Source organism: Microtetraspora glauca (assembly GCF_040656155.1).
Taxonomy (GTDB): domain Bacteria; phylum Actinomycetota; class Actinomycetes; order Streptosporangiales; family Streptosporangiaceae; genus Microtetraspora; species Microtetraspora glauca.
In genome coordinates this window covers 1-25027 of record NZ_JBFALK010000016.1, presented here as the reverse complement: position 1 = coordinate 25027, position 25027 = coordinate 1, and the positions used below count along the sequence as shown (strand labels likewise).

Below are 25027 nucleotides of genomic sequence, written 5' to 3'. Positions count from 1 at the left end.
CCGACGCGGGTCAGGCCGCCGGGAGGAACCCCGGCAGCCGGTGGCGGATGATCTCCTCGGCGTCCGCGACGATCCGGTCCACCACGTTCCGGCAGCTGTCCACCTCGGTGATGAGCCCCTGGGCCTGGCTGGCCCACCACAGCCCGTCCTCCATGTCGCCCGCCCCGAGGACGCGTTCCCGTCCCCGTACCCCCGAGGCGAGGTGGGCGACGTCCTCGAAGGACGAGCCCGGCCGGCGTGAGATCTCGGAGATCTCCTCCGACACCGAGTTGCGCGCCACCCGCGCCGAGTTGTGGAACTCACGGAAGACGATGATCGAGTCCCGTTCGGAGTTCGCCACGATCTGCCGCTTGACGTTGTCGTGGACGGGCGCCTCGGTCGTCGCCATGAACCGGGTGCCCATGTTCGCCGCGCACGCCCCGAGGGCCAGCGCCGCCACCAGGCCGGCGCCGGTGGCGATGCCGCCGCTGGCGATGACCGGGACGTCCAGCGCCCGGCTGGCCGCGGCGATGAGCACGAGGCCGCCGATGTCGTCCTCGCCGGGGTGGCCGGCGCACTCGAAGCCGTCGATGCTGACCGCGTCCACGCCGAGCGCCTGCGCCTTGACGGCGTGCCGTACCGCGACCGCCTTGTGGATGACCTTGATCCCGGCGGCCTTGAAGTCGGGCAGGTGCGCGTCGGGGTTGCCACCGGCCGTCTCGACGACCGTGATCCCCGACTCGATGATCGCCGCCCGGTACTCGTCGTAGGGGACCGGGCGGATGGTGGGCAGGATGGTGAGGTTCACCCCGAACGGCTGGTCGGTCAGCTCGCGGGTGCGCTTGATCTCCAGGGTGAGCGCCTCGGGCGTCGGCTGGGTCAGCGCCGTCAGGAACCCGAGGGCGCCGGCCTCGGCGACGGCCGCGATCAGTTCGGCCCGGCCCAGGCCGGTCATCCCGCCGCACAGCAGTGGGTGCCGCACGCCGAAGGTCTCGGTGAAGGCGGTAGTGATCATTTCAGCGGTGGCTTTCGTCTCGAACGGTGGTCCGGCCGCGGACCCGGGCCGGGGTGGACAGGGGGCGTTCAGGCCGCGGCGGGGCCGCCGAGCCGGGCCAGGACCCCCGCGATCGACTCGGCGGGGTCCCCGGCCGTCCAGCCGGTGACCGGGGTGAGGGCTTCCGGCGTGTACACGCCGAGATCGGTGCCGTCGAAGCGGACGATCCGGCCGGTCACGCCGCTGGTGGCGTCGCTGAGCAGCGCGACCACCACCGGCGCCACGTCCCCGGGCGCGCCCATCGCGGGCCGGTCGGGCCGGGTGTCCAGCGCCGCCATGCCGGTCTCGGCCAGCGGCGACACGGCGTTGACCCGGATGCCGGCGGACGCGCAGTCCCGCGCCCAGCCGGCGGTCATCGCGGCCACCGCCCCCTTCGTGGCGCCGTAGGCGCTCATGCCGGGGATGCCGAACCGGGCGCCGGACACGACCGTGACGATCGACCCGCCGGCGCCCCGCCGGACCATCGCCCGCATGGCGTGCACCGCGGCGAACTGCACGCCGAGCACGTTGACCTCGGTGATCAGCCGCAGCCGCGCCTCGTCCTCCTCCCACGGCGGGGCGTGGTGGGTGATCCCGGCGTTGGCCACGAGGCCGTCGAGCCGGCCGAACTCCAGCTCCGCCGTCCCGGCCAGCCGGGCCGCCACCTCCCACGACCCGGCGGAGCCCGGTTCCGCCACCGCGTACCCGCCGGCGGCGGCGATCTCCGCGGCCACGGCGTGCGCGGCGGCTCCGTCCACGTCGTTGACCACGACCCCGGCGCCGTGGGCCGCGCACGCGAGCGCGTAGGCGCGGCCCAGGCCCGTCCCGGCGCCCGTCACGACGACGCAGCGCCCGTCAAGCAGGCCGCCCATCAGTCGGTTTCCGGGTCGAACAGCTCGGCCACCGCGGCCTTGTTGATCTTGCCGGTCGGGTTGGTCGGCAGCGAGCGGACCACCCGCAGCAGCTCCGGCTGCTTGTGCCGGGCCAGCCCCTGGCCGGTCACCGCGCGGCCGACCTCCTCCAGGGTCAGGTCCTCCCGCTCCGAGACGACGGCCGCGCCGATCCGCTCACCGAGCCGGCCGCCGGGCACCGGGACGATCGCCACGGCCGCCACGTCGGGGTGTCTCACGATGGCGTCCTCGATCTCCCTGGCCGAGAACTTCTCGCCGCCGCGGTTGATGACGTCCTTCAGCCGCCCGGTGACCCGCACCTGCCCGTCGGCGGCCAGCGAGCCGAGGTCCCCGGTGCGGAACCAGCCGTCAGGGGTGAACGCCTGCGCGTTCAGCTCCTCGCGCACGTAACCGAGCATCATCTCCGGGCCGTGCAGCAGCAGTTCGCCCACCTCGCCCGGCTCGACGTCCCGCCCCGAGGGGTCAACGACGCGCAGCTCCACGCCCGGCGCGAGCCGGCCGTCGGTCTCCGCCCGGAACTCCAGCGGGTCCAGCTCGTTGGGCAGCGTCGCGGTGGGTAGCTCGGTCATGCCCCACGCCCGGTACGCCGCGATGCCCAGCTCGTCGGCGCGCCGGATGAGGTCCGGCGGCACCGCCGCGCCGCCGCAGCAGTACTGGCGCAGCGGCGACCGGTCGCGCCCGCCGGCGGCGTACACGTCGAGCAGCTCGCGCAGGAACGGCGTCGCGCCCGCCATGTAGGTCGCGCCGGTCCGGTCGGCCAGCTCGGCGCACGCGGCCGGGTCCCAGCGTTCCATCAGCACCGCGGCGGCCCCCACCCGGCAGGGGATCATGAAGCCCTGCAGCAGGCCGGTGATGTGCGTGATGGGGGAGGCCATCACCATCCGGTCGCGAAACGTCAGGCCCCACTCCACGACGGTCATCCGCAGCTCGTGCCGCAGCCCTGCCACGGAGTGCACCACGCCCTTGGGCTCGGACTCGGTACCCGAGGTGAACAGCACCAGGCAGGGGTCCGCGGGGGCGGCGGGCTCGATCCCGGACGGCAGCGAACCGGTCCCGGCCTGGTCCGCCGCCCGCCAGCCCGCCGACCGGCCGGTGGTGAGCAGCCGTACGGCGGGCTCGTGCGAGAGGTCGCGCAGTGCCTCGTCGAACTCGTCCGGGAAGGCCCGGCGCCGGTCGTCGGCGTACGTGACGATGGCCGCCGGCCGGATCTGGTCCAGCACGGTGCGGATCTCGCGCGGGCCGTACAGCGGCACGATCGGGCTGCTGATCGCCCCGATCCGCCAGATCGCCGCCGCGACGGCGACGGCGTCCGGGCCGGTCGGCAGCAGCCAGCAGACGGCGTCACCCGGCCGTACCCCGCCGGCGATCAGGGTCCGCGCGACCGCGGCGGACTTCGCGGCCAGATCGGCGAAGCTCGTCTCACCGTGCGTGGTGATGATCGCCGGTCGGTCCGGCCACCGCGTCGCCCCGTGGTCCAGCAGGTCGCCGATCCGCTCCTCGGTGAGGAAGCCCCGGCGGCGCCAGACGTCCGCGAGCTCGGGGGTGACCACCCGCGGCCTGCGGTTCCAGTCGGCTGTCTTCACGACGTCGTCCACTTCGGTTCGCGCTTGTCCAGGAAGGCGGCCGGGCCCTCGACGGCGTCCGGATGGTACCGGTGCCGCCGGATCAGTTCCCAGCCGAGGTCCATGTCGGTGGCGATGAGCCGTTCCTCGAACGTGCGCAGCACCCGGCGGCTGAGCCGCACCGCCTCCGGCGAGTTCCGCCCGATCATCGCGGCCAGTTCCATCCCCCGGTCGACGAGCGCGTCCGGTTCGACGACCTCGGAGACGAGACCGGCGCGCTCGGCCCGCTCGGCCGACAGCGACTCGTGCCGGCCGAGCAGGACGAGGCGGGTCAGCAGGTCCGGCCGCATCCGCATGCGCAGCTGCAGCGGTTCCAGCGCGGACACCTGGCCGACGCTGACGTGCGGGTCCAGGAAGCGGGCCGCCGGCGACGCGATGCAGATGTCGGCGTCCGCCACGAAGTGCAGGCCGCCTCCGGCGCACACCCCGTTCACCGCGACGATCACCGGTACCCCCAGGCGCGGTCCGGGCAGGAAATCGAGCTCCTCGGCCGCGGTGTCGCCCACCTTCGCCCTCGGCACCGAGAGCATGGACACGTCCGCCCCGGCGCAGAACGCCTTGCCCGCGCCAGTGAGCAGCACCGCGCGCAGCTCCGGCGCCCCGGCCGCCGCCCGCCACAGGTCCGCCAGCCCGTCCATGAGCTCGTCGTCGAGGGCGTTGGCGGATTTCGGACGGTTGAGGGTCACGACGAGCGTCCCGCCGACGACCGTGCTGAGCAGCACCCCATCCGCACGTTCCAGGCCTGCTCGGCCGCTCTTCCCCGACACGGGCGCCTCCCCATGGGCGCCGAGACGCCCTTCTTGACTGTCATCCAAATCATATATACGTTTCGCGCCATGGTGAAGAGAGACGTCATGTCACACGCCGGGAGCGGGTCCCCCCATGGATGAGTTCCTCCAGACGGTGCTCGTGCCGGGTCTGGCGGACGGCGCGATCTACGGGTTGGTTGCGGTCGGCTTCGCCACGCTGTTCACGACGACCGGCGTCATCAACTTCGCCCACGGGCAGATGGTGATGCTCATGCCCATGTCGGTGCTGGTGGCGGTGGGCGCCGGCCTGCCGGTCTGGCTCGCCTACGTGGCCGCGCTCGCCGTGATGGTGGTGGTGGCGCTCACCGTCGAGTGGACCGCGGTGCGGCCGTTCGTGCAGTCGGGCCAGTCCGCCTCCTGGCTGCTGTCCACCCTCGCGGTCAGCGTGGTCCTGGCCGAACTGCTGGCCGTCCCCTACAGCGGGGAGTCCCGCAACTTCACGTACGGCGTCAGCAAGCACCGGTTCGACCTGGCCGGCCTGGCGGTGTCGCCCGCCGAGCTGACCGCGGTCGCCGCGCTGTTCGTCGTCGCCGGACTGCTCGTCGTGTTCTACCGGCGCACCCGGATCGGGCTGGAGCTGCGCGCGATCGCCGACGACCTCGACGGCGCGGAGGCGATCGGCATCTCCCGGGCCCGCGCCTCGCAGATCGCCACGGTGCTGTCCGCGCTGGTCGCCGCGGTGACAGGGGTGCTGGTGGCCTCCACCCAGCTCGTCACCCCGTCGCTGGGGCTGTCGTACACCTTCTACGGGTTCGTGGCCACCGCGATCGGCGGCATGGGCAGCATCGGCGGCGCCGTCGCCGGCGGCCTGGTGATCGGCGTGGTCAGCCAGTTCGCCGGGGTCCACGTCGGCAGCCTCACGGTGAACTTGACGGTGTTCCTGCTGCTGGTCGTCGTCTACGTGGTGCGCCCGCACGGCCTGTTCGGCGCGGCACCGGTGCGGGCGGTGTGATGTCGTACCGGCTCTCCGCCCTGTCCCGGACCCTGCGCGCCGCGGCGGCACGCGGCCACGACGCCACCCCCGCGCCCGTCCGGCGGGTGCTCGCCAGGCCCGCCGCGCACAGCGCGGCGCTGCTGGTCACGGCGACGGCGCTGCTGGCCCTGTGGGGCCCGCTGTCCTACAACGGCTACGTCCTGCAACTGGTGTGCCTGTACGCGGTCGCCACGCTGGGACTCAACATCACCACCGGCTACGCCGGCGCGCTGTCCCTCGGGCAGGGCGCGTCGTTCGCCATCGGCGCCTACGTCACCGCCGTTCTGGTGGTCTCGCACGGCTGGCCGATCTGGGCGGCGCTGCCGGTCGCCGCGCTCGCCGGGCTCGCCGCCGGGGCGCTGGCCGGGTTCCCGGCCGGACGGCTGGGCGCGATCGGCCTGGCCATGATGTCGCTCGGCCTGATGCTCGTCGTCAACGACATGCTCATCCAGTTCCAGTCGGTGACCGGCGGCAACAACGGCCTGGCCGGCATCGACGCCCGGTTGTGGTTCGGCGGCGAGCCGGTCTCGACCCCGTGGGTCGTGGCGATCGTGATCGTCGTCGTGGCGAGCGTCAGCTACTGGCTGCACGCCCGGTACCGGACGTCCCGCCTGGGCCGGGCCACCGTCGCGGTCCGCGACGAGCCGATCGGCGCGTCCGCGCTCGGCGTCTCCGGCTACCTCACCAAGGTCGTCGCCTTCGCCGCCGGGTCCGCGCTGGGCGCGCTCAGCGGAGGGCTGTTCTCGTTCCTGTCCGCCTACATCTCGCCGGACGCCTTCTCCTCCAACCTGTCCATCCTGTTCCTGGTCATGGTGGTGCTCGGCGGCAGCGGCTCCCGGCTCGGCCCGGTCGTCGGCGCGGTGCTGCTCGTGCTGATCCCGCTGCGCCTCGACGCGTACCCGCACCTGAACAACCTGCTGTACGGCGCGCTGCTGATCGTGCTCATGCGGCTGCGGCCGCGCGGCCTGTTCAGCCGCACCGCGGCGCCCGCCCCTCAGGCGCTGCGCGACCTGGCCGCCACTCCGGAGGTGGAGGTGCCGGAGCGCGCGCCCGGCGAGCCGATCCTGAAGGTCACCGACCTGCGGCGCAGCTTCGGCGGCGTGGACGCGCTCGGCGGGGTGTCGATGGAGCTGCGGCGCGGAGAGATCGTCGGCCTCATCGGGCCGAACGGGTCGGGCAAGACGACGCTGCTCAACGTCGTGTCCGGGCACTACCCGCCGACCGCCGGCCGGATCACCCTGCACGGGACGGACCTCGGCGGCCTGGGCGCCGCTGCGGTCGCCAAGCGCGGCGTGTCCCGCACCTTCCAGACCCCGAAGACGTTCCCCGGCATGAGCATCGAGGAGCACCTCGCGCTCCCGGCCGTCCACGGGGAACGTGACGAGGCGATGCGGGACGCCTGCCGGCGCGGCGCGCTCACCCTGCTGGAGCTCGGCGGCCTCGACCCGCACGACCCGGCCGCCGGCACCCGGGAGAGCCGGGTGATGAGCCACGGCCAGCTTCGCTTCCTTGAGGCCGCCATGGCCCTCGGCACCTGTCCGGAGGTCCTCCTCCTGGACGAACCCGCGGCCGGGCTGTCGGCCGCGGAGATCGAAGGATTCGAGCGCGTCGTCAGTGACGTCGCCGCAGCGGGAGTGGCCGTCGTGATCGTCGAACACCACCTGGACATGATCAGCCGCCTGGTCGACCGGGTCGTCGTCCTCGACCTCGGCACGGTGCTGTGGGAGGGCGAGCCCGGGGACCTGCACAGCGTGGACAGCGTCCGCGCCGCGTACATGGGGGTCGCGTGAACGGCGGCCGGCTCAAGGTGGACGCGCTGCGCGTCCGGTACGGCGGCGTCACCGCCGTCGAGGACCTGTCCCTCACCGTCGAGCCCGGCACCTGCCTGGCCCTGCTGGGCGCCAACGGCGCCGGGAAGACCTCCACGCTGCGCAGCATCGGCGGGCTGGAGTCGGCCGGCGGCGGGATCTGGCTGGACGACCTGCGCCTCGACAACCTCCCGGCGAGCAGGCGGGCCCGGGCCGGGCTCGGCCACGTGCTGGAGGGCCGGCACGTGTTCAAGAGCCTGTCGGTGGCCGAGAACCTCCGAGTCGCCGCGGCCCGCGCGGCCCACAAGCCCGAACTCGACCCGCTCGACCTGCTGCCCGAGCTGCGCCCGATGCTGCAGCGCCCCGCGGGCGGCCTGTCCGGCGGCCAGCAGCAGATGCTCGCCATCGCCCGCGCGGTGGCCGGCGCACCCCGCGTGATCATGCTGGACGAGCCGACGAACGGCCTGTCGCCCAAGCTGGTCGGCCGGACCATCGAGATCCTCGCCGACCTGCGCGACGCCGGGTTCGCCGTCCTGCTGGTCGAACAGCGGGTCGAGGTCGCCCAGAAGCTGGAGGCGGACGTCGTGGTGCTGCGGCACGGGCACGTCGCGCACCGGGTGCGCGGCACCGACCCGGAACTGCCCGACCTGCTGCAGGCCGCCTACCTCTCCTGACCCACCCCCACGGAAACCCCCCAGGAAGGACGACCCCCCATGAGGACACGTGCCACAGTGGGCACCGCCATGGTGTGCGCGGCGCTGCTCGCGCTCGCCGCGTGTGGCGACGACGGATCCTCCGGCGACCAGGCCGAAGGCTCCACCATCAAGATCGGTTTCGTCGGGGCGCTCACCGGCCCGCTCTCCCCGAGCGGTCAGAACTCGCTGGCCGGGCTCAAGGCCGGCGCCGAGTACGTGCAGCAGCACAACCCCGGCACGAAGATCGTGATCGAGCAGCGGGACACCAAGGGCGAGCCGACCGCGGCCGTCGCCGCCACCCGGGCGCTCGCCCAGGACGGCGTGTCCGCGCTGTACTTCACCACCGAGGCGTTCCCGCCCGTGCAGGACGTGCTCAACCAGGTGAAGGTGCCCGGCGACACCGCCGGCGGCATCGGCTCGATCGCGGCCGACGTCGGCGACTCCAAGCGGTACAAGTACGCGTTCAGCACCGGTGCCGGCACCTCCGGAGAGACCTCGATCACGCCGCTGCTGGCGTACGCGGCGTCGGCCGGCAAGACGGTCGCCATGCTCGACGACTCCTCGGCCTTCGGCACCTCGCAGACCAAGGACACGCTCGCCATCGCGCAGAGCCGGTTCCCGGACGTGAAGATCGTGCACGAGAGCTTCCCGAACACCGCCTCGGACGTGACCGCGCAGCTCACCAAGCTCAAGGACTCGGGCGCCGAATCGCTCATCGTCTGGTCGTACGGCGCCCCGCTGGTCGCCACCATGTCCAGCCTGAACAAGATCGGCTGGAACCCGCAGATGTCCGCGGTGCTCGGCATCGGCGACCCGGCGACCACCGAGCTCATCCCGGAGGGGATGAAGAAGACCCTCGCCGCCGGGCCCATCGCCAAGACGTTCCTGTCGTCCTCGACCGGCGACGCGTCGATCACGGCGGACTTCGTCAAGCTCTACCTCAAGGCCAAGGGCAAGACCGAGTTCAACGCCCTCGACTCGGTGGGCGCGGTCTCCTTCGACTGGGCGCTGCTGGTGACCCAGGCGTCGCAGCAGGCCAAGTCCACCGAGGCCGACGCGATCAAGAAGGCGCTCGTCTCCGGGGGAACCTTCCAGGGCGCCAACGGCACGTACACGTTCGGTCCCGACAAGCGCATCGGAATCGATGCCGACCAGCTCGGCGTCTTCGTACCCGCTCAGCCGTGCCCGGACGGCAAGTGTGTCGAAGCCGCCGTGAGTACAGGAGAGTAGATGCCCGAGGAGACCTCAGTGGATCTCCGGCTGGGAACGCGGGCGGACGCGTTGCGCGGCCGCCTGCGGGCCCTGCTGGCAGAGCTCCTCCCCGACGACTGGACGACCTCGTTCTCCCCGGACCAGGCGGTCCAGTCGGTGGTGACCAGGGTCGTCCGGCGGCTCGCCGAGGAGCAGCTCCTCACGCTCAGCTGGCCCGAGGAGTACGGGGGCGCCGGCACCGACATCTGGCAGCAGGCCGTCCTGCGCGAGGAGATGTGGGCGCACTTCGAGCCCCGCGGCCCGCAGTACATGGGCCTGAACTGGGTCGGGCCGGTGATCATGGAGGTCGGCACGCCGGAGCAGAAGGCCGTCCACCTGCCCGCCATCTCCTCCGGCACGGCCGTGTGGTGCCAGGGGTTCAGCGAACCCGGCGCGGGCTCCGACCTCGCCTCGCTGCAGCTGAACGCCGAGCTCCATGACGGCGAGTGGGTGCTGAACGGCCAGAAGGTCTGGACCTCGTACGCGGGACTGGCACAGTGGTGCTTCCTCGCCGCCCGCAGCGGCAGGGGGACGGCCAAGCACGACGGCATCACCGTCTTCCTGGTGCCGATGGACTCACCCGGCATCCGGGTCGTCCCGATCGACTCGATCATGGGTGAGCAGCACCTCAACGAGGTGTTCTTCGACGACGTCCGGGTCGGCCCCGGCGCGGTGCTCGGCGAGGTCGGCCGCGGCTGGGACGTCATCCGGCGGGTGATGAAGCACGAGCGGATCGGCATCTCCCGATACGCCCGGGACGAGCGGGTGCTCGCCGCGCTGGCGGGCCACCCGTCCCTGGCCGAACCGGCCGCGCTGCACGAGTACGCCCGCGCACTGGTGCACGCCCGGGTGGCCCGGCTGCTCAACTACCGCGCCGTCGCGCTGAACGACGCCGGTCGGCTCACCGACCGGGAGGCCTCCACCGCGCGGCTGGCCTCCATCCAACTCGACCAGGAGGTGGCTCAGCTGGCTCTCGACGTCTCCGGCGCCGACGCCCTCGTTCCCGACCCGTCGGCCGGCCTGCTCGGCCACGTCGAGGACGTGTTCCGGTACGCCCGTTCGGCGACCATCGCGTCCGGCACCATCGAGGTGCAGCGCATGCTCGTCGCCCGGTCGTCGATCGAGGGGGACCGGCGTGCGTCGTGACTGGCCACAGGCGGCCGTCGCCTACCAGGAGAGCGTGACCGGGGCCCTCGACGCGCTGGGCGGGGTGGACCTCGCGCGCGCCGCCGAGGCGGACCGGACCCGGCGGGAGGCGCTCGTCGCGCCCGCCCTGGACCGGCTCGGCCTGCGCGGCCTCGATCCGTGGGGCGAGGAGGACGAGTCGGCCGCCATCATGCTGGCGGCCCGGGCGGCGGGCGCCGTCGTGCTGCCCTGGCCGCTGGCGCACGAGCTGGCCGTACCCGCGGACCTGCGCGGTGACGTCGGCGGCGTCCACCTGGCCTCGGGGGACACCGGACGGCTGGACCACGCGGACCTGCTGCGCGACGCGGTCGCCGTCGACCTGGACCGGGGTGTCGCCCGCCGGGTGACGGCCGGTGCGCCGCGTCCGGCGCCGCTGGACCCGTTCGCGTCCGACGCCGTCCTGGGCGCAGAGGTGCCGGGCGTGGACGCGGCGCGGGTGACGGCGATGCGCATGCTGCTCGACGCCTTCTGGGTCGCCGGCGCGCTCGCCGCCGCCGCCGAGCTGGCGGTGACGCACGCCCGGGATCGGCAGCAGTTCGGCAAGCCGATCGGCAAGTTCGGCGAGATCCGGTGGCGCGTCGCGGACATCTCCCTCGCGCTCGACGGGCTGGAGGAGCTGGCGCTGCACGCGTGGTGGCTCGTCCGCCGGGGCGAGGCGCGGTCCGCCGACCTGCTGGCGCTGCGGGTGCAGATGATCGAGGCGGCGAACACGGTACTGGCCAACGGGCATCAGGTGCTGGGCGCCATGGGCCTGTGCGAGGAGCACGACCTCACCGTGATCGACCGCCACCTGCAGAGCGTGCTGCACCGGCCGGCCGGGCGGATCAGGTCGACCGATCTGCTGGCGCGGGCCGTCGCCGCGGAGGGGTTCGACGGCATCTACCCGGTGGCCGCGTGGCGGTAGCCCGCGAACGGAAAGGCCGGCCAGGTCCAGGACCTGGCCGGCCTTCGCGTACCGGTTCGTGGTCGCCGGTCAGTCCCGGGAATCCATGCGCGGGTTGCCGTACTCGTCCAGCACCTGGACCGGCGGGGCGTCGTCCGAGGCGACGTAAAGCTGCGACGCCTCCAGGTGCGCCCGCATGAGCTTGCCGGCCAGCGCCGCGTCCCCCGCCTCGATGGCCTTCTCGATGGCGCCGTGCGCCCGCAGCACCGCGTGCCGCCGGTCCACCGCCGGGTAGCTCGCCTCGTCGTACGCCCGGCGGGCCCACCCCCGCTCCTGCACGCTCCAGACGCTCTCCAGCATCCCGACGACCACCCGGAGCGTCTCGTTGCCGGCCGCGTCCACCAGCCCCTCGTGGAACCTGACCGACGCCCCGGTGAACGCCGGCCCGTCCTCCACGACCTGCGCGGCCTCGTCGTTGAGCTGCCGGAGCCGTTCGGCGACGGCCGAGTGGTCGTCGCGGCGGGCCGCGTGCTCCGCGCACAGCGGCTCCAGCAGGTTGCGGGCCGCCGCCAGGTCCCGCATGGGGGTGGCGCGCGCGTGCAGCAGCAGCCCCATGTGGTACGCGGCGGACCCGGGGGTCGGGGCCTTGATGACGGTGCCGCCGCGCTTGCCGCGCCGGACGACCACCAGCCCCTCCGTCTCGAGGATGCGGAACGCCTCGCGGAGGCTCGGCCGGCTGACCGGGTACTCCTGGAGCAGCACCGGCTCCGTGGGCAGTTCCGCCCCGTCGGCGAGATCACCTTCCAGGATGCGCAGCCTGAGCTGCGCCGCCAGGGCCTCGGCCACCCGGGGTGTCCGCAACGGCATGCGGCGGGGGCGTGGTGGGATCTCGGACTCGGTCATCAGAGTGTTTCACCGCCGTCGATGAAGATGGTCTGGCCGGTGATGAACGAAGCGAGGTCCCCCGACAGGTGGACGGCCAGCGCCCCCAGCTCCCTGGGGTCGCCGGTGCGCCGCATCGGGATGCGCTCCTTCAGCCAGGCCTGACCTTCGGGACTGTCGTGAAGAGCCTGCGTCATGCTGGTGCGGAAGTGCCCTGGAGCGATGGTGTTGACGGTGACGCCGAACGCCGCCCACTCCTTGGCGAGCGCCCGGGTGAGCTGGGCGATGGCGCCCTTGGCGACCTGGTAGCTCACCGTCAGGTTGGCCGACCGGGCGACGCTGCTCGATGCGATGTTGATCACCCGGCCGCGCCCCCGCTCCAGCATCCCCGGAACGAATGATCTCACGAGGTGGAGTGATCCGCGGACGTGCGTGTCCAGCACCGAGTCCCACTCCTCGTCGGTCATGGCGACGCCGGCCGGCCCCGAGCCGGGCTGCCCCACCTTCTCCCCGGACGCCTCGTCCACGGGCAGCGGGACGACCGGCCGCTTGACCAGGTTGCCGGCGTTGTTCACCAGGATGTCGACGCCACCCACCTCGGCCAGCACCGCGTCGCGCAGCCGGTCCAGGTCGGCGGAGCTGCGGATGTCGGCGGGGAAGGCGTACGCCTGGCCGCCCGCGGCCTTGATCTCCGCCGCGAGGCTTTCCAGCTCCTCCGCGTTGCGGGAGACGCCGCACACCACGGCGCCCGCCCCGGCCAGCGCGGTGGAGATCGCCCGGCCCAGTCCGCGCCCGGCCCCGGACACGACGGCTGTCCTGCCCAGCAGGGGGTGGGTGTCTGTCATGGCGTGCCTTTCGGTAGTCCGAGCGTACGCTCCGCGATGATGTTGCGTTGGATCTCCGACGTGCCGCCGTAGATGGTGGCGCCCAGCGATTCGAGGCGCTCGTCGAAGAGGGCGGGGTCGTCGAACGCCCGCGCCCCGGCGGTCTCCAGCGACAGCAGGGCCGCGCGCTGCACCGACTCCGAGCCGAGCAGCTTGAGGATCGACGACGCGGGGGACGGCAGGCCCGCCCACCGCTGGGCGGCGGTCCGCAGCCCGGTCAGCCGCACCCCCTCCGCGTCCGCCAGCGACCGGCCCAGCCGGACGAGCTGGTGCTCCGACAGCTCCGGCGCTGTCAGCGTGGGTTCCAGCGCCCGGGTGGTCTCCAGCCAGGTGTTGATCCAGATCATGTCCCGCTCGTGTTCGAGGCTGGACATGGCCACGCCCCAGCCGCCGTGCAGCGGGCCCAGCAGCGCCTCCTCGGGCACCTTCACGTCGTCGAGGAAGACCTCGCTGAAGGACTCGACCGCCGGCCCGGCGGTGCGGATCGGCCGGACCTCCACCCCGGGGCTGCGCAGGTCGAGGACCAGACAGGAGATGCCGCGGTGCGGCCTGGCCTCCGGGTCGGTGCGGACATACAGCGTGCACCACCTGGCCTCGTCCGCCTGCGTCGTCCACACCTTCTGGCCGTTGACGGTGAACACCCCGTCGGCGAGCGTCGCCGTCGTGCGCAGCGCGGCGAGGTCGGACCCGGCGCCGGGCTCCGACATGCCGAGCGCCCACCACTCGTCCCCGCGCGCGGCCGGCCGGAGCAGCCGCTCCCGCTGGGCGGCGGTGCCGAACGCCCGGATGGCCGGCGCCGCGACCCCGACGCCCTGGATGTTCATCAGCCGCGGCACCCGGCGGCGCGCGCCGGCGAGCTTGACGGCCAGCGCGTCGGGGACACTCAGGTCGCGCCCGCCCTCACCTGGGCCCCACTCGGGGATCAGCCAGCCCGCGTCGAACGCGGTGGCCTGGTACTCGGTGCGGAGCTTCACGTCGCGGCGGTAGCGCTGGTAGTTCTCGGCGTAGTCGGCGGGCAGGAAGCCGTCGAGGAACGCCTCGAACTCGGAGGTCACATCCGTCATCGGGAGATCCGCCTTTCGATCCGCTCGATCCGCGCCGCCGCCAGGTACAGGTCGTCCGGCTCCCCGAGCAGGCAGGCCGTCTGGTGGGCGCGCCGCAGGAACAGGTGGCAGTCCGCCTCGAAGGTGACCCCCATGGCGCCCATCAGCTGGGTGAACAGCGACGCGACCCGGACGGCCGTCTCGGCCGCGACCGCGTTGGCCAGCAGGCAGTCCCGGGTGGCCGAGTCGCCGGGCGGCTCCCCGGCCAGGCTCAGGGCCGCGCCGTAGGCGAGGCTGCGGGCCTGTTCGACCGCCGTGTAGGCGTCCGCGAGCCGGTGCTTCACCGCCTGGAAGGTGCCGATGGCCCGGCCGAACTGCCTGCGCTGGAGCACGTGTGCGACGGCCGCGTCCAGGGCGCCCGCGGCGGTCCCCACCAGGTCGGCGGCGACACAGGCGCGGGCTCCCGCCAGCATCCGGTCCAGGTCGCCGAGCGGCAGCTCCCGGCACTCGGCGCAGGCCACGCCTGCCTCGCCCCCGAGCCGGAACACCGGGAGCGGCCGGGAGGGGTCGATCAGGGTCGCCTGCCCTACCGGCTCGACCCCCTCGGCCTCCGGATCGACCACGACGACCCACGCCCGGTCCGGTCCCTTCACGATCAGGGTGAACGCGGCGGCACCGGGGCCGCCCAGGACGCGCGCCCGCTCGACGTGGCACCGGCCGTTCCCGTCGTTCCCGTCGTCCCCGTCGACGACCCCCTCGGCGATCCCGAAGCCCGCGGGCGCCCGCCGGAAGTCCTCGCGGTGCACTCCGGCCGCGACCTGCGTCCGGTACGCGAGTGCCGACGCCAGCAGGGGAGCGGTCAGCAGGGCGCGCCCGGCTTCTTCGAGCATGACCACCAGGTCGATCATCCGGCCGATCCCGCCGAGGTCCTCGGGTATCCCGATGTCGGCGTAGCCGCCGTCCGCGACCGTCTCCCACCCGTCCGGCACACCGCCGTCGAGGGCGGCACGCATGGCCGCCGCGCCGTGCAGCGATCGGAACTGGGCGCGGGCGGTGTCGGCGAGGGCGAGGGCGTCCTCGTCCGGGGCTAGAAGCTGCCAGTCCGTCATCTTTGTCCGGATTCTCCTCAATGGTGTGGGATCGCCATCAAGGCAGATGGTACCGGATTTTCGCCTTTGCCTATATATGATTTAGATGTTACCTCTTGGAGCCGCGGTGGCCGGCAACTGGTCGGGTGAGCGGGCGCGGAAGAAGACGTGGAGCGTTCCGCCCAGGGCGGTGACGTAGTCTCGAGGTGCGGTCGGCTGTTGCCGTTATTCCGTGGGCCGGCGTGCCTGTCTCAGTGCGCGGTCGATCGCCCAGGCGTCCGCTACTGGGCCCACGTGCCCGAGCTTGTCGGGGTTGATCACCGAGCGGATCGTCTGGATCTGCCCGTCGAGTACATCGAGCGCCAGGATGTGGAGCACCTTGCCGTCCCGGTCGAGGAAGATCGCGCCCGGCTGGCCGTTGACCTCGTGCGGCTCGAACGTCACGTCGATCCGGGCCATCCGCGGGAAGACGGAGGCAAGCAGCCGGGCCACGTTCTCGGCGCCGACGACGGCCCTGGCCAACTGCGGGGCCTTGCCACCGCCGTCGCCGACCATCGACACGTCGGCGGCGAGCAGTTCTCGCAGGCCGGCGACGTCGCCTTCGCGGAGGGCGTCGAAGAACCGCGACGCCAGTTCCTCCCGCTCTTTGCGAACCGCTTCGAAGCGCGGCCGCCCGGCCTCCATATGTCGCCGCGCCCGCACCAGCAACTGCCGGCACGCCGCCTCCGACCGCCCCACCGCCGCAGCGACATCGTCGAACCCGAAGCCGAACACCTCCCGCAGCACGAAGACCGCCCGCTCGAGCGGGCTGAGCCGCTCCAGCAGCACCAAGGCCGCCATCGACACCGAGTCGGCCAGCTCCGCTGACCGCTCCGGGTCCTGGTAAGGGTCGGCGAGCAGCGGCTCGGGGAACCACGGCCCGACGTACGCCTCCCGCCGGACGCGGGCCGAGCGCAGCACATCGATCGAGATCCGCGTCACCGCGGCCGACAGAAGAGCCTTGGTCGACGCGGGCCGGGTCGCCGAGCCGTCGAAGCGCAGCCATGTCTCCTGCACCGCGTCCTCGGCCTCACCCACACTGCCCAGAATCCGATAGGCGATCGAAAACAGCAGCGGCCGCAGCTCCTCGAACTCCTCGACCTTGCTCACGCCCAATCCCCTCCCCTTGAAACCCTCCCACCCTGCCGTACTCGCTGGCGCAGGCATCTTCTGGTGATCATCCAGACCACCGGCAGGCCAGAGCGATGTCCCCGAGCCCGGGGCCCGGAGCCCGCAGCCGGACCCCGAGCCAGTTGCTGATGCCGTTCACTGGAACTGCCCGGGCTCGTAGTTGCCGGCCGGCTGCTGGGTGATGATATTCAGCCGGTTCACCGTGTTCATGAAGGAGACAAGGATCACCAGGGCGGTGAGCTGCTCCTCGTCATGGTGCTTGGCGGCGTAGGCCCACACCTCGTCGCTGACCCCACCGGCCGCATCCGCGACCCGGGTCCCCTCCTCCGCCAGTTCCAGCGCGGCACGCTCGGCCTCGGTGAAGACCGTGGCCTCCCGCCACGCCGCGACCAGGTTCAGCCGCACCGAGGTCTCGCCGGCAGCGGCGGCCTCTTTGGTGTGCATGTCGATGCAGACTGCGCAGCCGTTGATCTGACTTACGCGAAGCGCCACCAGCTCCTGCGTGGCGGTCGGCAGTGGCGAGTCCTTGAGCGCCTTGCCCGCCGCCATGAAGTACTTGAGGGCCTTGCCGGCGGTCGGGTCGGCGAAGTAGTTCAGTCGCGCGTCCATGGTGTGCTCCTCTGTGGTCGTCCGTTGCTACACCCCCTGAGACGGGGTAGCCCGCCTCCCTGTGACATGGACGAAATGAGACCTGCGTCTCCCGGTCGCCGGGCCCGGCGAACTCGGCGTCGATCTGCTGGGCCGGCCACCGACACCACCCTCTGTGCAGGGCGTTGATACGGGTGTCGTCGGCGGGGGAGATCGGCGTCATAAGGCGTACGCCAGGTCCCGCCCGGGGGTGTGCGCCGCGGGCTTCCTGCCACCGGGACCGCCGGGCTATCGTGGACGCCGCGCGCGCAGATCTCCGCGATCTTTCAGATTTTCTGAAAGATCCCCTGTAGAACTCCTCGATGGACGCGCGCTCTCGCCCGCCAACAGACTCCCTTCCTGAGATCCAAGCAGCGGACCCGACCGATCGGGACCGCCTCACAGGAAGCGCGATCTATGGCGAATCGATCCCGGAGAGTGGCGCCCGCAGGGCTCGCGCTCGTCCTGGCCCTCGTGACGGCGGGCTGCAACGCGAACTCGCAGTCCACCGAGCCGACGAAGGACAAGGACACGACGGCGCTCGAGTCCGTGCCCCAGGGCGGGACCCTGCACTACCTCTCGCGGCGCGCGACCGAGTCCTTCGAGACCGCCAAGGCGCAGATGGTGCCGACCACCCGGCTGCGGTGGGTGCACCGCGGGCTGACGTCGTGGCAGACGTTCCCGGACAAGGACACGATCCTCGTGCCGGACCTCGCCACCGACACCGGTAAGACGGACGACGGCGGCAAGACGTGGACCTTCACGCTGCAGGAGGGCCTGAAGTTCTCCGACGGCAGCCCGATCACCGCGCAGGACGTGAAGTACGGCATCGAGCGGTCGTTCGCGCCGATGTTCCAGGGTGGCCTCGGCTACCACAAGACGCTGCTGGTCGGCGGCACCGACTACGACGGCCCGTACGACGGAAAGGAGCTCGACTCCATCGAGGTCGTCGACGACCACAAGATCGTCTTCCATCTGACGCGTCCGTTCGGCAACTGGCCGTGGATCGTCAGCATGCCGGCCTTCGCGCCGGTGCCGGCTGCGGCCGACACCGAGCCGGAGACGTACGGCGAGCACCCGGTCGCCAGCGGCCCGTACCAGGTGACGAGCTTCCGCAAGGGCTCGCAGGCGGTGCTGGAACGCAACCCGAACTGGAAGGCCGACACCGACCAGGTACGGTTCGCCGGCCCGGACAAGATCGTTCTCGACATGGGCCTGAACAACGACACGATCGTGCAGCGCCTCATCGACGACAAGGGCGAGGACAAGACCGCGATCAGCAACGCGCTCATCTCGCCGTCGCAGTTCCAGCGGATCGAGTCCGACCCCTCGATCTCGGGCCGCATGGCCAACAGCCCGTCGGGCTACTTCCGCTACCTCGCCATGAACGTCAAGCGCCCGGTCCTCTCCGACGTCCGCGTGCGGCAGGCGATCAACTACGCGATCAACAAGGCCGAGCTGCAGAGCGTGTACGGCGGCCCGAAGTTCGGCGGCCAGATCACCTCGACCATCATGACGCCCGGCATCCCCGGCTACACCGAGTACAACCTGTACGACGGCGGTGCCACCGGCAACGTCGACAAGGCGAAGGAACTGCTCGCCGACGCCGGCGTCTCCGACCTGAAGCTCACGCTGACCTACCCGACCGACGTGAGTGCGATCGAGGAGAAGGAAGCCCAGAGCATCAAGAACTCGCTGGCGCGGGTCGGCGTCAAGGTCGAGCTCAAGGGCCTCGACGGCGACACCTGGTACGAGCTCATCTCGTCCGCCGACGGCGACTACGACATGACGACGAACGGCTGGGGAGCGGACTTCCCGAGCGGCATGAGCACCATCCAGCCGCTGTTCGCGTCGAGCGAGATCGGCAACGGCGGCGGCAACGCCTCGAAGTTCTCCAACCCCAAGGTGGACGCCGCGATCGAGGCCGCTACCGCGGAGCCGAACCTCGACAAGGCCGCCGAGATGTGGGCCGCGATCGACAAGCAGATCATGGAGGACGCCCCGATCGTGCCGATCCTCGTGCAGCGCACGCAGGCCCTGGCCGGTTCGAAGATCAAGAACTACTTCATCCCCGCCTACCCGCCGTTCGCGAACGAGCTGGTCGTCCGTGTCGATCGCTGAGATCCAGCAGGCGGAGGGCCGGGGTACGCCGGCCCTCGGCCGATTCCTCCGGAAGCGGTCGGTCCTCGGCCGTTTCCTCCGGAAGCGGTCCGGCGTCGCCGGCCTGATCATGCTGGTGGTGCCACTCGTCGCGGGGCTCTGCGCCCCGCTGCTCGTGTGGATCGAGGGACAGGACCCGAGCACCTTGCACACCGACCTGCTCGACCCGGACGGCGGCCGTCCGCTGGGCGCCTTCGGTGGCGTCAGCGCCGACCACTGGCTCGGCGTCGTCCCGGTGACGGGCGTCGACCTGTTCGCCCAGATCGTCTACGGCATCCGCTCGTCGCTGTTCATCGCGTTCGGGGCGAGCATCCTGTCGATCGCCTTCGCCGCCGTCCTCGGTACGGCGATGGGGTACTTCGGCGGCTGGCTCAACGCCGTCGCTGGGCGGGTGATCGACTTCATGTTCGGCTTCCCGGGCCTGATGTTCGTCATCGCGATCATGGCGATCGTGCCGCCGGAGATGCCGCGGGGCCTGGTCCTCGTGCTGGTACTGGCCTTCTTCGGCTGGGTTACCCCGGCCCGGATCATCGGCGCCCAGGCCGGCGCCATCAACGCCCGCGCCTTCGTCGAGGCGGCGCGCGCGACCGGGGCTCCGCCCTGGCAGATCATCCGCCGCGAGATGCTGCCGCACCTCTTCGGCCTGGTCGTCGTCCTGTTCGCGATGTCGCTGCCCGGCAACGTCAGCGTCGTCGCGGGACTGTCGTTCCTCGGCGTCGGCCTGCGTGGCGACGTCCCCGACCTCGGCAAGCTGCTCTCGGACTCGCTGCCGTGGATCTACAGCGGTGCGGACGTCTGGTACATGCTCTTCCCGGGCGCCGTGGTGTTCCTGATCGTATTCGGCGCCACGCTCGCCGGTGACGCGCTCCGCGACGTCCTCGACGTGCGCACGGAGGATGCTGCATGATCGTCTATATCGCCCGCCGCATGGTCACCGCGGTGTTCATGCTCCTCGCGATCGCCTTCGTGACGATAGCCCTCTTCTTCGGGGCCTCGAAGGACCCGGCCCGCGCCATGTGCGGCAAGCCGTGCCCGCCCGAGACCCGGGCCAAGGTCAGCGCCTACATGCAGACCGACCAGAGCGCGGTGTGGCAGTACACCGAGTTCGTGAAGGGCCTCTTCGTCGGCCGTACGTACGGCGAGGGCGCCCAGCGGGTGCACTGCGACGCGCCCTGCTTCGGCTACTCGTTCCCGAACCGCAGCGACGTCACGACGCTCATCGCCGAGCGGCTGCCCGTCACGTTGTCGCTCGCGTTCGGCGCGGCCGTCCTGTGCCTCGTCGTGGGCATCGGCCTCGGCGCGTTGTCGGCGATACGCAAGGGCGGGATCGTCGACCGGTTCTCGACCGGCTTCGCGATGTTCGGGCTGTCGGTGCCGACCTTCCTCGTCGGCCTGCTCGTCCTCCAGGTCTTCGGCTTCATGCTCAACGCGCTGCCGTACTCCGGCTTCGTGTCGTTCTCGGAGTCACCGACGGACTGGGCCTGGCACCTGATCGGCCCGTGGATGGTGCTGTCGTTCATCCTCGCCGCCGGCTACATCCGGGTCACCCGCACCCAGCTCCTCAACGAGCTCTCGGCCGACCACCTCGTCGCGATGACCGCGCGCGGCGCGTCGACGCGGCAGGTGAACCGGCACGCCGTCCGCGGCGTGATGGTGCCGGTCGTGGCGATGTTCGCGCTCGACGTCACCGCGCTCCTGGGCGGGTCGGTGATCGCGGAGAAGGTGTTCAGCCTGCACGGGCTCGGCGACCTGCTGCTGTCCGGCGTGAACGAGTCCGACCTGAGCATCGTCGTCGGGGTGACGCTCTTCTCCGCCTTCCTCATCATCGTCGGCAACCTGATCGCCGACCTGCTGATGCCGCTTCTCGATCCGAGGATCCGCCGTGCCTGACCCCGTACTCCAGGTCGAGGACCTGTGCGTCTCGTTCACCAGCGGCGGCGTCACCGCCGATGTCGTACGGGACCTCTCCGTGAGTCTGGACGGCGGCCGCACGCTCGCCGTGGTCGGCGAGTCGGGGTCGGGCAAGACGATCACCGGCCGGGCGATCATGCGGCTGCTGCCGCGCGGGGCGAGCGCCCGAGGCCGGATCGTCGTCGCCGGCCGGGAGATGCTCTCCGCCGACGAGCGCGAGCTGCGCCGGGCCCGCGGCTCCGACGTGGCCATGGTGTTCCAGGACTCGATGTCCGCGCTCAGCCCGTACCTCGACATCGGTGCGCACATCGCCCAGGCGGTCCGCCTGCACGACCCGTCGGTCACCCGCCGCGCTGCGCGGGCCCGTGCGGTCGAGATGCTCGACCGGGTCGGCATCCCCGAGCCCGCGGACGCCGTACGCCGCTTCCCGCACGAGTTCTCCGGCGGCATGCGGCAACGCGCGGTGATCGCGATGGCCCTGGTGAACCGGCCGGCGCTCCTCATCGCCGACGAGCCGACCACCGCGCTCGACGTGACGGTGCAGGCGCAGATCCTGGCCCTGCTCCGCGAGCTCCAGCGGGAGTACGGCATGGCGATGCTCCTGATCAGCCACGACTTCGGGGTGGTGGGGAGAGCGGCGGACGACGTCCTCGTGCTGTACGCCGGCCGCCAGGCCGAGTACGGCAGCCTCCGCGACATCTTCGAGCAACCCGCCCACCCGTACACCGCCGGTCTCCGCGCGGCCACGCCGCGGCTGGACGCCCGGCTCGACACTGGAGGAGAGCGGACCCGGCTCCGCGCCATCCCCGGCGCGCCCACGTCGCTGCGCGACGCCGGGCCGGGTTGCGCCTTCGCGCCGCGCTGCGGCCTCGCGGACCAAGTCGGCGAGCGCTGTGTCGTCGAGGCACCGCTGCCCACCGTCCGCCCGACCAGCGAGGGCGGCGGCCCGCACCTTGCGGCCTGCCACCTCGACCGTCTCCCCGCACTGAAGGAGGTCGCCCGGTGAGCGAGCCGATCCTGGAGATGACCGACGTCAGCAAGCGCTACCGCACCGCCGGTGGATTCGGACGCGGGCGCAAGGGCTTCCTCGCCGTCGACGGCGTCTCGCTCCACGTCGAGCGGGGCGAGGCGCTCGGCCTGGTCGGTGAGTCCGGCTCGGGCAAGTCCACGCTGGCGCGGATGGCCAACGGCCTGGTGGTGCCGACGTCCGGCACCGTCCGTACGGACGGGCAGGACATCGCACGCCTCGGCCGGCGAGGACTGCGGCGGCTGCGGCGCAACGTCGCCATGGTCTTCCAGGATCCGTTGGCGTCGCTGAACCCGCGGCAGACCGTGCGGCAGACGCTGGAGAACGTCTTCCGTGCGCACGGCGAGACGACGTCGACCGCCGAGCTGGTCGCGCTGCTGGAGTCGGTCGGCCTCGGTGCCGACTACCTGGGGCGCTACCCGCACGAAGCGTCCGGCGGGCAGCTCCAGCGCGTCGCCGTGGCGCGCGCGCTCGCCCTCAAGCCGGACCTGATCATCGCGGACGAGCCGACCTCGGCGCTCGACGTGTCGGTGCGTGCCCAGATCCTCAACCTGCTGGCCGACCTGCAGCGCGACCAGGGGATCTCGTTCCTCCACGTCAGCCACGACCTGGCGGTGATCCGGCTCTACAGCGACCGCGTCGCCGTCATGCAGCGCGGCCGCATCGTCGAGACCGGCCCGTCCGACGAGATCTTCCGCTCCCCGCAGCACCCCTGCACGCGCGCGCTGGTCGAGGCGACACCGGAGGCGGAGCTGCCGGCCTGACCTGCGGGAGCGTTGCGCGACGCCGACCAGGCGTGTCACGATCATGAACCATGACTCACCGAACGACCACCCCGTCGTGAGCCGGCCGGAGGCCGGCGCGACAAAGTACTGAATGAGGACACGTGGGAACCGACCTGTTCGTCCGAAAGTACGGGCGGGACGCAGCAGATGCGCCCGCCATCCTCATCCTGCACGGTGCCGTGGAGTCCGGCGCGTGCTACGGCGACGCCGTCGACCGCTGGGGCGGTGACTACCACATCGTGGCGCCGGACGCCCGGGGCCATGGGAAGTCGCCCAGCCGCCGGCCCGAGCACGAGGGCGTTCCGTCCACCGACGTGATGGTGCAGGACGCGATCGACATCCTCAAGGACATGCTCGACGAGACCGGGCGCAAGACGCTCGTCGTCGGGCACTCCATGGGCGCGCGGATCGCCGCCTTCGTCGCCGCCGACGCCCCGCACCTCGTGGCCGGCGTCGTGCTCGAGGACCCGCCGTGGTGGGTGCCGGAGGCCGGTCCCAACCCGTGGCTCAGCGTCGAGCAGACCGTCAAGGATCCCTTCGACTACGCCGACACGGCGTCGGTCGAGGAGCTCATGGACATGCAGCGCGAGCTCAACCCCCACTGGGCGGAGCAGGAGCTTCGCCCGCTCGCCGAGGCGATGAAGGCCGTCGACACCGACTACATGGAGCAGCGGCTCCACGAGAAGCGCCGGATCTGGACGCCGACCGCGCGGCAGATCACGGTCGGCCCGGCCGGCGTACCGGCGCTGCTCATCACCGGCACCGGCGACGTCATCGTCGACAAGCACTCCCGTGAGCGCCTCACGGCCGTCGCACCCGGCTTCGACGTCGTCGTGATCGAGGGCGCCCACCACTGCGTGCGCCGCGACAAGCCGGACGAGTACCACCGGCACGTCGACGCCTTCCTCCGCGAGAACGCGCCGTCGGCCGGAGCCGTCACTCCACGCTGAAGGTGTCGGACCGCGCGAGCGGGCCGTAGGTCTCCGAGTCCGGATCGGCGACAGCGGCCCGCATCGCCTCCAGCCCCGCGCGTACGACGGGGTGGCCCTGGTTGTCGCGCCGCGTCGTCATGATCACCTTGCGCAGCGGCGCGATGCCGCGCGTCGGCAGGATCGTCACCCAGTCGGCGTCGCGGGCGGAGAGCGCGGACTCCGGCACCAGGCAGATCCCCGCCTCGGCGGCGACCAGCGCCAGCGCGGCGCGGTAGTCGTCCGAGACGTGGGAGATCGGCGGGTGGAAGCCGAGCTCGGCGCACGCCTGCAGCACCATCGTGCGGCACGGGTTACCGGGCGAGGGCATGATCCAGCCCTCCTCGGTGAGCTGGGTGAGCCCGATGCCCTCCTCGCCGGCCAGCGGATGCGCGTGGGGGAGGACGGCCTTGAACCGCTCGATGTAGAGCGGGAACTTCACGATGTCGGGGGAGTCGCGCTCGGGGCCGGACTCGTACTCCAGGCTGACGGTCACGTCGATATCGCCGCGCATCAGCATCCGGTGGCTCATGTGCGCCTCCGCGTCGACGACCGTGACGTCGACGCCCGGCGCCTGGCGGCGCAGCTCGACGATGGCGGGTGCCACCAACCAGCTGATCGCCGTGGGGAAGGCGCCGATCCGGAGCTGCCCGAGGACGCCGCCCGCGTGCGCGGCCAGGTCGGCCTCGGCGATCTTCAGCCGGGAGCTGATCTCCTCGGCATGCCCGGCGAGGATGCGCCCGGCCGGCGTGAGCGCCAGCTTGCGCCCCGTGCGCACGACGAGCGCGTGGCCCACCTCGCGTTCGAGCGCCGCGAGCTGCTGCGACACCGCGGACGGCGTCAGGTGCAGCGCCGCCGCGGTCGCGGTGACCGAGTCGGACAGCACGAAGGCGCGAAGGACGAGGAGACGTCGGGGGTCGATCGTGGGCACGCGGGCTCCGTCGCGAGTCGGCCGGGCGTCCGTCGCGGTGGGGGCATCCGCGAGGCGGGACCGGGGGACCCCGATGGTAGCGGGCGCTTCCGGACGCGGGGCGCTCCGGCATGGGGTGTCCTGCCGCACGTGAGTGTTCACCGGCGGAAAGTCCGGGCCCCGGTCGAGGCCCGGACTCGTGAGCGTGCGGGTTCGCTCAGCCGTCAATGCGGTGGGTGGTCCAGAACGATGACAGGTCGACCGAGGTGGCGGCCTGGGCGGCGGCCTTGAACTCGGCGGTGGTCGAGATCCCGTACCAGTGGGCGCTGGCGTAGTTCCTCAGCAGGTTCTCCATCGCCGTGGTGCCGATCGTGCGCCGCAGGTCGTGCAGCGCGCACTTGCCGTAGGTGTAGACGACGGTTC

General features: G+C 72.1%; 24 protein-coding genes. 12 read left to right on the top strand and 12 right to left on the bottom strand.

Annotation, left to right across the window (positions count from 1 at the left end):
- Nucleotides 1-10: 10 nt before the first annotated feature.
- From AB0I59_RS27160 to AB0I59_RS27145, 4 genes are all read right to left on the bottom strand, one after another.
- Nucleotides 11-994 carry an NAD(P)H-dependent flavin oxidoreductase gene (locus AB0I59_RS27160; protein WP_061252771.1) on the bottom strand — a complete coding sequence of 328 codons (984 nt, stop codon included), beginning with the start codon at nucleotides 992-994 and terminating at the stop codon, nucleotides 11-13.
- A gap of 68 nt (nucleotides 995-1062) precedes the next feature.
- Nucleotides 1063-1884, bottom strand: a complete 822-nt coding sequence (locus tag AB0I59_RS27155; RefSeq protein ID WP_358137302.1) for an SDR family NAD(P)-dependent oxidoreductase — start codon at nucleotides 1882-1884, stop codon at nucleotides 1063-1065.
- Entirely contained in the window at nucleotides 1884-3506 is a 1623-nt protein-coding gene (locus AB0I59_RS27150) for a class I adenylate-forming enzyme family protein (protein ID WP_358137299.1), read from the bottom strand. Before AB0I59_RS27150 ends, AB0I59_RS27155 begins: the two co-directional genes overlap by 1 nt.
- A complete protein-coding gene (locus tag AB0I59_RS27145) occupies nucleotides 3503-4312 on the bottom strand; it encodes an enoyl-CoA hydratase/isomerase family protein (RefSeq protein ID WP_061252774.1) in 810 nt (269 codons plus the stop codon). Before AB0I59_RS27145 ends, AB0I59_RS27150 begins: the two co-directional genes overlap by 4 nt.
- Nucleotides 4313-4427: 115 nt before the next feature.
- On the opposite strand from AB0I59_RS27145, the gene AB0I59_RS27140 reads away from it, so the two are divergent.
- From AB0I59_RS27140 to AB0I59_RS27115, 6 genes are read left to right on the top strand one after another with little or no spacing between them, the layout of a single operon-like run.
- Nucleotides 4428-5306: a branched-chain amino acid ABC transporter permease gene (locus tag AB0I59_RS27140; RefSeq protein WP_061252775.1), complete on the top strand. Its 879-nt coding sequence runs from the start codon at nucleotides 4428-4430 to the stop codon at nucleotides 5304-5306.
- A complete protein-coding gene (locus AB0I59_RS27135) occupies nucleotides 5306-7117 on the top strand; it encodes a branched-chain amino acid ABC transporter ATP-binding protein/permease (RefSeq protein WP_358137295.1) in 1812 nt (603 codons plus the stop codon). Before AB0I59_RS27140 ends, AB0I59_RS27135 begins: the two co-directional genes overlap by 1 nt.
- Nucleotides 7114-7809 carry an ABC transporter ATP-binding protein gene (locus AB0I59_RS27130; protein WP_358137292.1) on the top strand — a complete coding sequence of 232 codons (696 nt, stop codon included), beginning with the start codon at nucleotides 7114-7116 and terminating at the stop codon, nucleotides 7807-7809. Before AB0I59_RS27135 ends, AB0I59_RS27130 begins: the two co-directional genes overlap by 4 nt.
- Before the next feature lie 39 nt (nucleotides 7810-7848).
- On the top strand, nucleotides 7849-9060 hold the full coding sequence (locus AB0I59_RS27125) for an ABC transporter substrate-binding protein (protein ID WP_358137289.1): 1212 nt from the start codon (nucleotides 7849-7851) through the stop codon (nucleotides 9058-9060).
- Nucleotides 9061-10227 carry an acyl-CoA dehydrogenase family protein gene (locus tag AB0I59_RS27120; protein ID WP_358137286.1) on the top strand — a complete coding sequence of 389 codons (1167 nt, stop codon included), beginning with the start codon at nucleotides 9061-9063 and terminating at the stop codon, nucleotides 10225-10227. It begins immediately after the preceding gene.
- Nucleotides 10217-11170: an acyl-CoA dehydrogenase family protein gene (locus AB0I59_RS27115; protein WP_358137283.1), complete on the top strand. Its 954-nt coding sequence runs from the start codon at nucleotides 10217-10219 to the stop codon at nucleotides 11168-11170. Before AB0I59_RS27120 ends, AB0I59_RS27115 begins: the two co-directional genes overlap by 11 nt.
- A 69-nt stretch (nucleotides 11171-11239) precedes the next feature.
- Here AB0I59_RS27115 and AB0I59_RS27110 read toward each other — a convergent pair whose 3' ends face one another.
- The 6 genes from AB0I59_RS27110 to AB0I59_RS27085 form a co-directional block, all read right to left on the bottom strand.
- Complete coding sequence (locus AB0I59_RS27110) at nucleotides 11240-12052, bottom strand: FadR/GntR family transcriptional regulator (protein WP_358137280.1); 813 nt, start codon at nucleotides 12050-12052, stop codon at nucleotides 11240-11242.
- Entirely contained in the window at nucleotides 12052-12876 is an 825-nt protein-coding gene (locus AB0I59_RS27105; protein WP_061252781.1) for an SDR family NAD(P)-dependent oxidoreductase, read from the bottom strand. The genes AB0I59_RS27110 and AB0I59_RS27105 overlap by 1 nt, the downstream gene beginning before the upstream one ends.
- Nucleotides 12873-13979: an acyl-CoA dehydrogenase family protein gene (locus AB0I59_RS27100; RefSeq protein WP_358137277.1), complete on the bottom strand. Its 1107-nt coding sequence runs from the start codon at nucleotides 13977-13979 to the stop codon at nucleotides 12873-12875. The genes AB0I59_RS27105 and AB0I59_RS27100 overlap by 4 nt, the downstream gene beginning before the upstream one ends.
- Nucleotides 13976-15067, bottom strand: coding sequence for an acyl-CoA dehydrogenase family protein (locus AB0I59_RS27095; protein ID WP_358137274.1), 1092 nt, complete (start codon nucleotides 15065-15067; stop codon nucleotides 13976-13978). Before AB0I59_RS27095 ends, AB0I59_RS27100 begins: the two co-directional genes overlap by 4 nt.
- 204 nt (nucleotides 15068-15271) lie before the next feature.
- The gene (locus tag AB0I59_RS27090; protein ID WP_061252784.1) at nucleotides 15272-16195 is read right to left on the bottom strand and encodes an RNA polymerase sigma-70 factor; all 924 of its coding nucleotides are present in this window, start codon (nucleotides 16193-16195) and stop codon (nucleotides 15272-15274) included.
- Between the two features lie 156 nt (nucleotides 16196-16351).
- The gene (locus AB0I59_RS27085; protein WP_061252785.1) at nucleotides 16352-16825 is read right to left on the bottom strand and encodes a carboxymuconolactone decarboxylase family protein; all 474 of its coding nucleotides are present in this window, start codon (nucleotides 16823-16825) and stop codon (nucleotides 16352-16354) included.
- Between the two features lie 435 nt (nucleotides 16826-17260).
- Between AB0I59_RS27085 and AB0I59_RS27080 the strand changes: the two genes are divergently transcribed.
- The 6 genes from AB0I59_RS27080 to AB0I59_RS27055 all read left to right on the top strand — a co-directional run bounded on the left by AB0I59_RS27080 (nucleotide 17261) and on the right by AB0I59_RS27055 (nucleotide 23676).
- Nucleotides 17261-18964 carry an ABC transporter substrate-binding protein gene (locus tag AB0I59_RS27080; protein WP_358137271.1) on the top strand — a complete coding sequence of 568 codons (1704 nt, stop codon included), beginning with the start codon at nucleotides 17261-17263 and terminating at the stop codon, nucleotides 18962-18964.
- Nucleotides 18951-19910: an ABC transporter permease gene (locus AB0I59_RS27075; RefSeq protein WP_358137268.1), complete on the top strand. Its 960-nt coding sequence runs from the start codon at nucleotides 18951-18953 to the stop codon at nucleotides 19908-19910. The genes AB0I59_RS27080 and AB0I59_RS27075 overlap by 14 nt, the downstream gene beginning before the upstream one ends.
- Complete coding sequence (locus AB0I59_RS27070; RefSeq protein WP_358137265.1) at nucleotides 19907-20893, top strand: ABC transporter permease; 987 nt, start codon at nucleotides 19907-19909, stop codon at nucleotides 20891-20893. Before AB0I59_RS27075 ends, AB0I59_RS27070 begins: the two co-directional genes overlap by 4 nt.
- Nucleotides 20886-21920: an ABC transporter ATP-binding protein gene (locus AB0I59_RS27065; RefSeq protein WP_358137262.1), complete on the top strand. Its 1035-nt coding sequence runs from the start codon at nucleotides 20886-20888 to the stop codon at nucleotides 21918-21920. The genes AB0I59_RS27070 and AB0I59_RS27065 overlap by 8 nt, the downstream gene beginning before the upstream one ends.
- The gene (locus tag AB0I59_RS27060) at nucleotides 21917-22705 is read left to right on the top strand and encodes an ATP-binding cassette domain-containing protein (protein ID WP_061252789.1); all 789 of its coding nucleotides are present in this window, start codon (nucleotides 21917-21919) and stop codon (nucleotides 22703-22705) included. The genes AB0I59_RS27065 and AB0I59_RS27060 overlap by 4 nt, the downstream gene beginning before the upstream one ends.
- 122 nt (nucleotides 22706-22827) lie before the next feature.
- Complete coding sequence (locus AB0I59_RS27055) at nucleotides 22828-23676, top strand: alpha/beta fold hydrolase (RefSeq protein ID WP_061252790.1); 849 nt, start codon at nucleotides 22828-22830, stop codon at nucleotides 23674-23676.
- On the opposite strand, the gene AB0I59_RS27050 is transcribed toward AB0I59_RS27055, so the two are convergent.
- Both AB0I59_RS27050 and AB0I59_RS27045 read right to left on the bottom strand, forming a co-directional pair.
- Entirely contained in the window at nucleotides 23663-24625 is a 963-nt protein-coding gene (locus AB0I59_RS27050) for a LysR family transcriptional regulator (RefSeq protein ID WP_358137259.1), read from the bottom strand. The two genes, AB0I59_RS27055 and AB0I59_RS27050, sit on opposite strands and share 14 nt — an antisense overlap.
- A gap of 196 nt (nucleotides 24626-24821) precedes the next feature.
- Nucleotides 24822-25027, bottom strand: a 206-nt coding sequence (locus AB0I59_RS27045; RefSeq protein WP_358137256.1) for a hypothetical protein, incomplete at its 5' end; no start/stop codon positions are given.

Bases quoted from the DNA above. Each gene is read 5' to 3' on its own strand.
- AB0I59_RS27125 (WP_358137289.1), top strand. From the start codon at position 7,849: ATGAGGACACGTGCCACAGTGGGCACCGCCATGGTGTGCGCGGCGCTG.
- AB0I59_RS27120 (WP_358137286.1), top strand. From the start codon at position 9,061: ATGCCCGAGGAGACCTCAGTGGATCTCCGGCTGGGAACGCGGGCGGAC.
- AB0I59_RS27105 (WP_061252781.1), bottom strand. From the start codon at position 12,876: ATGACAGACACCCACCCCCTGCTGGGCAGGACAGCCGTCGTGTCCGGG.
- AB0I59_RS27100 (WP_358137277.1), bottom strand. From the start codon at position 13,979: ATGACGGATGTGACCTCCGAGTTCGAGGCGTTCCTCGACGGCTTCCTG.
- AB0I59_RS27080 (WP_358137271.1), top strand. From the start codon at position 17,261: ATGGCGAATCGATCCCGGAGAGTGGCGCCCGCAGGGCTCGCGCTCGTC.
- AB0I59_RS27135 (WP_358137295.1), top strand. From the start codon at position 5,306: ATGTCGTACCGGCTCTCCGCCCTGTCCCGGACCCTGCGCGCCGCGGCG.
- AB0I59_RS27155 (WP_358137302.1), bottom strand. From the start codon at position 1,884: ATGGGCGGCCTGCTTGACGGGCGCTGCGTCGTCGTGACGGGCGCCGGG.
- AB0I59_RS27160 (WP_061252771.1), bottom strand. From the start codon at position 994: ATGATCACTACCGCCTTCACCGAGACCTTCGGCGTGCGGCACCCACTG.
- AB0I59_RS27140 (WP_061252775.1), top strand. From the start codon at position 4,428: ATGGATGAGTTCCTCCAGACGGTGCTCGTGCCGGGTCTGGCGGACGGC.
- AB0I59_RS27070 (WP_358137265.1), top strand. From the start codon at position 19,907: ATGATCGTCTATATCGCCCGCCGCATGGTCACCGCGGTGTTCATGCTC.
- AB0I59_RS27085 (WP_061252785.1), bottom strand. From the start codon at position 16,825: ATGGACGCGCGACTGAACTACTTCGCCGACCCGACCGCCGGCAAGGCC.
- AB0I59_RS27095 (WP_358137274.1), bottom strand. From the start codon at position 15,067: ATGACGGACTGGCAGCTTCTAGCCCCGGACGAGGACGCCCTCGCCCTC.
- AB0I59_RS27110 (WP_358137280.1), bottom strand. From the start codon at position 12,052: ATGACCGAGTCCGAGATCCCACCACGCCCCCGCCGCATGCCGTTGCGG.